Here is an 8,452-nt window from a genome sequence, read left to right on the forward strand (position 1 = left end):
TCCATATAGATATTTTAAAAATTTTAGTGGAATTTTAATAGATGAAAGCGGAAAACAAAATAATAAAAATATAACTTTTTATGTAAGAAAATTAGAAGAAAATTCTGATATGAACATCTCAAAACATATAAATATTTTAAAAAAACAAAATAATTTTAAAAAAATATATTTTTCTAATTCTCCCATTATCGCTATTGAAAGTAAAAAATATTTTGACGATATGCTTTCTCTCTTACAAAAAAATAAATATTGTTTTTTATAATAAAGGTAACCCAAATGAAATTTGAAAAAACATATGTGATAGGAAGAGGTAAAATTGCATTACATTGCCAAGAAGTCGCTAAAAAAATTTTAAAAAGTGATGCGTTCTTAGTACAAGAAAATAATCATGAAAAATTAGATATTTTTTTTCTTGGTATAAAAAATTCATTAATTATAAGTGCTAATAATTCATATATTTTCAAAAAAAGATGTGTAGAAAATAACTATATTGTAAATTTTCACAATTCTTTACTTCCACTTCATAAAGGACAAAATGCACATATATGGACAATATGGCAAAACGATAAAAAAACTGGTATAACATGGCATAAAGTAGACAATAACATCGATACTGGAGATATCATAATACAAAAAGAAATCAAATTAAATTCAAATATAAATTCATTAAGTCTATTAAAAAAACAACACGAATTAGCTATGGAAAGTTTTTCAGAGTGTTTAAATAATTTAGAAAATTTACAAAAGTATGGCGATTCTAAAAGTTCTTTTCATTTAAAAAAAGATTTACCTAACAATGGCTTTTTAGATTTATCTTGGAAAATAGAAAAAATAGATAGATTTTTCAGATCTATGGCTGCATTAAAAGGAATAATAAATCCAAAAATTAATTTATTGAACTCAAACTATGAAATTTTATTTTACGATTTAGATGTAAATATAAAACTATATCTATCAAATAATAAGATTTTAGAAATTAGAAAGGAAAATTAATGGAAGATTTAAAACAAATTTTTAAAAATATTAATAAAGAATATATCAACGAAAACATGGATAATTTAATTGATAATGGAGATTTAGATAGTATGGATATTATGATTCTTATAGCTGAAATAGAAAAATTTTACAAAAAACCTTTAAAATCAGATTTTATTAAAATGGAAAATTTTAAGAATTTTCAAAGCATTAAGAAAATGATTAAAGAGGGTATCAATTAAAACAAAGGAACAATTTTATATTACATAAATTCAGCTAGTTGATATTTAAAAATTTACAATGAGAAAAATTAATAAAATTAAAGTTTTTAAGTAAATTAACTTTTTATCTAGTTTTGTGTAAGATAAATATCAATGGATAACATTCTTAGAAAGAAAATAAGATGGAAAACAAATTTTATGAAATTTTAGAAAATATTTTAGAAACTAAAGTAGATAAAAATTCAAATTTAAGTATGGATAATTGTAAAAATTGGACTTCTTTAGCTCATATAGATATAATCATGAGCTTAGAAGAAGAATTTGAAATAAAATTTAATAAAGAAGAATTAACAAAATTAAAATCTCAAAATGATTTATTAAATGTTATAAAGGAAAAACTATGCTAGAAAATACTAAAAAATTATTTAATTTGATAAAAGAAAAAAATCCTTTACATGAAAAATGCCTAGATGGATTAAAACTTTCAAAACAAGAATATAATGATTTAGAAAAATTAATTATATATTATAAAAATGATTTAAAAATAAATTTAGAAGAACAAGCACAAAGTTATATAGTTGTTTTAAATGACACTTTAGAAGAAACAAGATATTTCATAGAATTTGGCAAATACAGATATAGCACCTTAGCTGAAGTCGAAGATAAAGTTTATTTAAATAAAGATTATATGAAAAAATATATGGTAGGTTTAGCCATATCATCATTTATATGGAATGCACATATAGAAGTTAGAAGATATTTTGCAAATTTTATAGATGAAAAAAAAGATATTAAAAATACTTATTTAGAAATAGGTCCAGGGCATGGAGAATTTTTTACAAAAGCTTTAAGAAGTGCTAAATTTGAAGAATACTATGGCATAGATATATCTCCTATTAGTTGTCAAATGAGTAAAGATATGGTAGAAAATCAAGTTGGGAAAACTGATGCTGAATATGAGTTTATATGCAAAGATTTTACAAAATGCGATTTTAATAACAAAGCTGATTTAGTTGTGATGGGCGAAGTCTTGGAACATGTGGAAAAACCTTTAGAATTTATGCAAAATGTAAAAAATTTATTAAATGATAATGGAGAAATTTTTGCAACTATACCTATAAATGCTCCTGCTATTGATCATATATATTTATTTTCTCATCCTGATGAAGTAAAAGATTTGTTAAACAAAGCAGGATTAAAAATAAAAGAAAGTAAATATTTTATGGCAAATAATTATTCTTTAGAAAAAGCTTTAAAGACTAAAAATGCCATAGTTATGGCTGTGGTATTACAAAAGGCTTAATATGAATTATATAAAAGATTTATTTGATCTAATATCCATTAAAAACCCAATGCATGCAAAATATTTAAATAAAATTACATTTTCAAAAGAAGATGAAATAGAATTTAATAATTTAATAACATATTATCTAAAAAACAATATAAGCTTAAAAGAACAATGCGAGTGTTATTTGACCATATTAAATGATACCTTAGAAGAAACAAAATATTTTATAGAACATGGCAAATATAGATATGAAAGTTTTGAACAAATCAAAGATAAGGTATATTTTAATAAAGCTTATATGAAAAAATATATGATAGGCTTAGCTCTTTCATCTTATATATGGATAGCTCATATAAAGGTTAGAAAATATTTTGAAGATTATATAAAATCAATAAATAAAAAAGAACTTTATTTTGAAATAGGTCCAGGACATGGGGAATTTTTCACCAAGGCTGTAAAAAGTTTAAAATTTGAAAATTATATAGGCTTAGACTTATCTCCAACTAGCTGTGAGCTTACAAAAAATATGGTCGAATATCAAGTGAAAACTCTTATAAATAAATGCAAATTTTTATGTGAGGATTTTTTTAATTTTAATTTTGACAAAAAAGCCGACTTAATAGTAATGGGAGAAGTTTTAGAGCATGTAGAAAAACCTTTAGAATTTTTAAAAAGAGCTAAAGATTTACTAAGTGATGATGGAGAAATTTTTGCAACTATACCTATAAATGCTCCTGCTATTGATCATATATACTTATTTTCTCATCCTGATGAAATTTTTAATATGGCAAAAAAAGCTAATTTAAAAATAAAAAATTACGAATGCTTTATGGCTAATGATTATTCTTTAGAAAAAGCTTTGAAATTTAAAAATGCCATAACTATGGCCATGGTATTTAAAAAATGAATCTAAACTTACCAATACATCATATAGGCGTAGCTTGTAAAAATTTAGAAAAAGAAAGAGAAATTTTTTATAAACTAGGTTTTATCAAAGAAGCAGATTTTATAGATGAAAGACAAGGAGTTAAAGGGGAATTTATAATACCAAAAGATAATAATTTTCCACAATATCGTTTTGAACTTTTATCAAATTTAAATGAAAAAGGTGTTTTAGATAATTATTTAAAAAATAAAATCAAAATGTATCATATAGCTTATGAAAGCAAAAACATACAAAAAGATTTAGATATACTATCCACGGGGGGGGGATTTTGGTAGTAGATATAATGGAAGCTAGTTATTTTGCTAAGCTTTGTTTTATTATGATGAATAATAATTTATTAATAGAATTAGTGGAATTAAAATGAACCTTTTTTCACCAAATTTAAAAAGAAATGATTTAATAAAACTTAGCAAAGAAAATAATTTTCAAAGTATAAAAATAAATGTTTTTAGAAATCATTCCTTTGAAGTTATATCAAGCATTATAAATGCATTTTTAGCTTTTAGTGAACTTAAAGCTGAATTTAATATAAGCTCTTATGATGATAGCTTAAATTTTGATAATTATAAAGACGCAAAAATCAATATCATATTTTTAGATTTAAACAATTACAAAAACAATATAGATAATTTTATAAAAGAAAAAATACAAGAATTATCAAATCTTAGTAAAGTGCCTATAATAACACTTTTATTAGGCAAAACTTCTTTAAAAGAATATGATATTTATGAAATTTTAAAGCCTTTTATTGATAAAAATTTAATTATAGATGAAAGTAATTTTGAAATAAATGCAAGCAGATTAAGCAATAAAGCTTGTATAAGCTTAGCACAAATTTTAGGCCTTAACATAATACCTTCTATTTTAAAACCAAAACTAAAAGCCATAATAACAGATCTTGATAATACCTTATATGATGGAATTTTAGGCGAAGATGGAATAAGTAATTTAAAATTAAATCAAAATCACAAAAATTTACAAAATGAACTTTTAAATTTAAAAAATCAAGGAATTTTACTAGCCATATGCTCTAAAAACGATGAAAAAGATGTAAAGAATTTATTTGAAAAAAGAAAAGATTTTCCTTTAAAAATAGATGATTTTGCATTTATAAAAGCAAATTGGCAAGGCAAAGATGAAAATATAAAAGAAATTATAAAATTTTTTAACATAGGCTTTAATAGTGTTTTATTTATAGATGATAATATAGCAGAAATTGAAAATGTAAGATATTTAGGTATAAAAACTTTATTGGCAAATGAAGAAAGTTATTTTGCATTAAAACTTTTTCCTGGACTTTTAAAAACAAAATTAAGCAAAGAAGATGAACTAAGAAATGCTGACATAAAAGCAAATTTACAAAGACAAGAATTAAACAAACTAAGCCAAAAAGATTATTTTGAAAATTTACAAATTCATTTAAAATTTGAAATAAATAATAAACAAAACTTAGAAAGAATAAGCCAACTTTTAAATAAAACAAATCAATTTATATCAAATTATTCTCGTATGAGTTTAAAAGAATGTGAAGATTTTATGCAAGAAAATGCTATTTTAACTATAGCTATGAGTGATAAATTAAGCGATAGTGGCATAATAGCCATTTTTATAGCTTGTAAAAATAATGATGATTTAATAATAAAAGATCTTTGTATAAGTTGTAGAGCCCTAGGGAGAAAATTAGAAAAGATTATGTTTTTTAAGGCTTTAGAATTATTAAAAAAATATTTTGACACTAAAAACATAAAGCTTTATTTTCAAAAAGGACAAAAAAATACTCCTTTTTTAGAGTTTTTATATTCTTTAAAAAATGATATTAAAGATGATTATGCACTTATATATGAAGAAAAAATATCTTATGAAGGACTTGTAATTGAAAGCTAAATTCCAAAATGGAACTATATCTGGTATAAGTGTATGTGTGCCACCAAAATGCATAGATATAGATGATTGTTTAGAAGATGTATTTAAAAATGATGAAAAATTGTTAAAACGAATGAAAAAAATTTCAGGCTTACAAAAAAGATTTATAGCTGATGATGATATTAGCACTACGGATTTAGCTTATGAAGCAAGTATAAATTTATTTAATATGCTTGATTTTGATAAAAATGAACTTGATATGGTGATTTTTGTTACTCAAACTCCTGATTTTTTTATGCCATCTTGTGCAAATTACCTACATAAAAGATTAAATTTAAATCAAAAAACCATAGCCTTTGATATAAATCAAGCTTGTGCTGGATATTTATATGGACTTTTTACTTGTTTTTCTTTTATGAAAAATGAAAATATAAAAAATATTTTATTGCTTTGTGGGGATACTTTAAGCAAAAGCATAAATCCTTTAAATGTAAATTTAGCACCTATTTTTGGAGATGGAGTAAGTGCTAGCTTGATACAAAATAAAAAGAATTTAAGCTTTTTTGAGCTTTATTCTGATGGCAATGGTTTTGATAGACTTATCATTGCAAATGGTGCTTTTTCAAAACTTAAAAAAAGCACAAATGAAGATATTTTTAAAATAGATGAATATAGATCTTTAAATAATCTTTATATGGATGGAGCTGAAATTTTTAACAAAGCTTTAGAATTAGAAAGCCAAGGTGTTAAAAATATGCTTGAATTTTGTGGTAAAGATAAAGATGAGATTGATTATTTTTTATTCCATCAATCAAATAAATTCTTGGTAGATAATTTAATAAACGATTTAAATTTAGACAAAGAAAAAACTCCAAATTATTTAATGGAAAAATATGCAAATTTAAGCGCTTGTTCTATACCTGCCCTACTTTGTCAAATGCAAAAAAATGATTTTGATGCGATTTTAAGTGCTTTTGGGGCTGGATATGCTTATGGAAGTGCTTATATAAATTTTGACAAAAATTTCAAAACCGATACAATTTCAATTTACAAAGGAGAAAAAAATGACTAAAGAAGAACTATTAAAACAAATCGCAGATGCCATGCATATGGATGAGCCATTAAAAGAAGAGATGATTTTAGATGACATAGATGAGTGGGATAGTCTTGCATTTGTATCTATAATGGTGCTTTTTAAAAATGTTTTAAATATGCAAATAAATGGCGATGATCTTAAAAAGTGTGAAAAAGTAAGCGACCTTTTAGCTTTGGCTAAAATTTAAATTTTTAGAGATTATTGTTTAATCTCTAATTTTATTTGATTATCCTCTTCTTTAAAAGTATATATCAAATCATCACATTTATATGAAATTTCTTTTTTACAAGATTTATCTTGCAAAAGTTCTTTTAAAATTTGTGGCAAATGTAATTTAAAAAATAATTTTGTAGATAAGCCAAGTCCATGATTTAAATTTTTTATATATTTTCCATCTATTTGCGATATGTCATAAAAATCAACTTTAAAATTTAAGCTTTTTAAAAGCTCTACAAAAATTTTTTTATTTTTAAAAGGAGATCTTTCATCAAAAATGTAAGGGGTATTTTAAAAAGAATATGTAACTATCTATAAATAATTTTAGCAAAACTCCCAAATAATAGGCTTTTAAAACATATAAAAACGACTTTTTATTTTTCCAAGTCCAAAGCGTAAAATATCCTAAATATCCCAAAATATCCATTTTATCCCAAGAAAGCGATTAAATGCTGTTTAAAAGGCAGATAAAGGCGAAGTTTAGTTTTACATTTTAAATCCTAAAAATGTTTTACTCTCCAAAGATAGTTACATTTTTACTTAAAATAAACTTATGTTTTATTTTTAATGTAACTATCTTTATAAAACGCTATACAACCATAGTTTAACCACTTTTTATATAAAAATAACATGTAGCTATCTATAGTTTTAAGATTTGGAGGATAGTTACATAGAAAACTTAAACTTTCCAACTATTTTTTATTCAAATATTCAGCTAATTTTTCTAAATTATCATCACAACAAAAATTAAAATCACATTTGTCTTCACCAAAAATTTCATTATATCTTTTCTTTTTATCATCAATATTACTCTTAGTATTGATAACATATATTTTGTAATCTTGTGTATTTTGTAGAGCACTTTTAAAAAGATAGACAACAGATAAATCTGTTACAGGAAAAGAAAAACCGTAAATGTAAATATTTTTAGCCTTTTGTATAGCCTTAAAAGCTTTCTTCCATAGAGACTGTATTTCAATATGATTATAATTACTTGTTTTATCAAGTATAGGAGGGATAATAAGTTGTCGCAAACTTTCTTTTCCTATATTTTCCTGATATTCTTCAAATTGACTAGATGTATTATGACTATAAAAATATATTGGACTATTTTGATAAATTTGATCACAATACCAATTAATTGATCCGTGTAGTTTAATAATTTCAGTTGAGTTTTTTTTACCGTTATCAAGATTGCTATTATAAAAATTAAAGCCTTCTTGTACCGATTCCGTTCTCTCATCGATATATTTTATAGGCATTTTGTAAAATATATTATAAACATTATCTTTAGATACTTCTTTATTTAGTGTTAAAAACAACATTTCTTCAAGCAATAAGTCATAATTTAATGTTATGCAAGTACATTTGTTTTTATTTATAAATTGCGATAAGCTTTTTATGTTTTCGTTTGAACTAGTAATATTTTTATTTTTCAAATTTAAAAAATATTTTCCAATCTTATCTATTTTTTCAATATAAGAAGCTTCATCTCTTAAGATATCTTTTTTTGTTTTAAAAGGCAAAGGTGTTATAAGATAAGTTAAAAGTTGTTCTAAATTATCTTTGTAGATTTTTTCATTTTTGTATATAAAATTATTATCCAAAAAATATTTTGATAGCTCGGCAAGAGTTGGATAAGAATTATTTAGAGATTTTGAAAAACCTGCACCGAAAAAGAAAATATCACTACCATTCATAAAAATCCTTTTTGAAAAATTATACATTATTTTTAACCTTTCAAAATAAAATCTTTTCATTGCTTTTTGCAATTTTTTGTTAAATTCTTTTAAATTAAAATAAAAGGATTGATCATGCAAATGCAAGAAGTAATTGAGAAATTAAAA

10 protein-coding genes and 2 pseudogenes are annotated in these 8,452 nt (G+C 23.1%); 10 read left to right on the forward strand and 2 right to left on the reverse strand.

The window, feature by feature from the left end:
* The 10 genes and pseudogenes from FPD38_RS08175 to FPD38_RS07905 form a co-directional block, all read left to right on the forward strand.
* Window positions 1–262: pseudogene (locus FPD38_RS08175) on the forward strand (acetyltransferase); the annotation flags it as partial.
* 14 nt (window positions 263–276) lie between these two features.
* Window positions 277–993, forward strand: coding sequence for a formyltransferase family protein (locus tag FPD38_RS07865; protein WP_147556245.1), 717 nt, complete (start codon window positions 277–279; stop codon window positions 991–993).
* Window positions 993–1,217 carry an acyl carrier protein gene (locus FPD38_RS07870; RefSeq protein WP_147556247.1) on the forward strand — a complete coding sequence of 75 codons (225 nt, stop codon included), beginning with the start codon at window positions 993–995 and terminating at the stop codon, window positions 1,215–1,217. Before FPD38_RS07865 ends, FPD38_RS07870 begins: the two co-directional genes overlap by 1 nt.
* A gap of 161 nt (window positions 1,218–1,378) precedes the next feature.
* The gene (locus FPD38_RS07875) at window positions 1,379–1,603 is read left to right on the forward strand and encodes an acyl carrier protein (RefSeq protein ID WP_147556249.1); all 225 of its coding nucleotides are present in this window, start codon (window positions 1,379–1,381) and stop codon (window positions 1,601–1,603) included.
* On the forward strand, window positions 1,597–2,499 hold the full coding sequence (locus FPD38_RS07880) for a class I SAM-dependent methyltransferase (RefSeq protein ID WP_147556251.1): 903 nt from the start codon (window positions 1,597–1,599) through the stop codon (window positions 2,497–2,499). The genes FPD38_RS07875 and FPD38_RS07880 overlap by 7 nt, the downstream gene beginning before the upstream one ends.
* Window position 2,500: 1 nt before the next feature.
* Window positions 2,501–3,391 (forward strand): class I SAM-dependent methyltransferase, encoded by an 891-nt coding sequence (locus FPD38_RS07885; protein ID WP_147556253.1) that lies wholly within the window; start codon window positions 2,501–2,503, stop codon window positions 3,389–3,391.
* Window positions 3,388–3,794, forward strand: a pseudogene (locus FPD38_RS07890) (VOC family protein). The gene FPD38_RS07885 and the pseudogene FPD38_RS07890 overlap by 4 nt, the downstream one beginning before the upstream one ends.
* Window positions 3,791–5,314 carry an HAD-IIIC family phosphatase gene (locus FPD38_RS07895; RefSeq protein WP_147556255.1) on the forward strand — a complete coding sequence of 508 codons (1,524 nt, stop codon included), beginning with the start codon at window positions 3,791–3,793 and terminating at the stop codon, window positions 5,312–5,314. The pseudogene FPD38_RS07890 and the gene FPD38_RS07895 overlap by 4 nt, the downstream one beginning before the upstream one ends.
* Window positions 5,304–6,365, forward strand: a complete 1,062-nt coding sequence (locus FPD38_RS07900; RefSeq protein WP_147556257.1) for a beta-ketoacyl-ACP synthase III — start codon at window positions 5,304–5,306, stop codon at window positions 6,363–6,365. Before FPD38_RS07895 ends, FPD38_RS07900 begins: the two co-directional genes overlap by 11 nt.
* The gene (locus tag FPD38_RS07905) at window positions 6,358–6,576 is read left to right on the forward strand and encodes an acyl carrier protein (protein WP_147556259.1); all 219 of its coding nucleotides are present in this window, start codon (window positions 6,358–6,360) and stop codon (window positions 6,574–6,576) included. The genes FPD38_RS07900 and FPD38_RS07905 overlap by 8 nt, the downstream gene beginning before the upstream one ends.
* 11 nt (window positions 6,577–6,587) lie before the next feature.
* Here the strand turns inward: FPD38_RS07905 and FPD38_RS07910 are convergent, their stop codons facing one another.
* Entirely contained in the window at window positions 6,588–6,884 is a 297-nt protein-coding gene (locus tag FPD38_RS07910) for a DUF2920 family protein (protein ID WP_147556261.1), read from the reverse strand.
* Window positions 6,885–7,297: 413 nt separating this feature from the next.
* Window positions 7,298–8,305, reverse strand: a complete 1,008-nt coding sequence (locus FPD38_RS07915) for an SIR2 family protein (RefSeq protein WP_147556263.1) — start codon at window positions 8,303–8,305, stop codon at window positions 7,298–7,300.
* Between the last annotated feature and the right edge of the window lie 147 nt (window positions 8,306–8,452).

Origin of the sequence: Campylobacter volucris, assembly GCF_008011665.1 — a bacterium.
In the GTDB taxonomy this organism is placed as follows: Bacteria; Campylobacterota; Campylobacteria; order Campylobacterales; family Campylobacteraceae; genus Campylobacter_D; species Campylobacter_D volucris_A.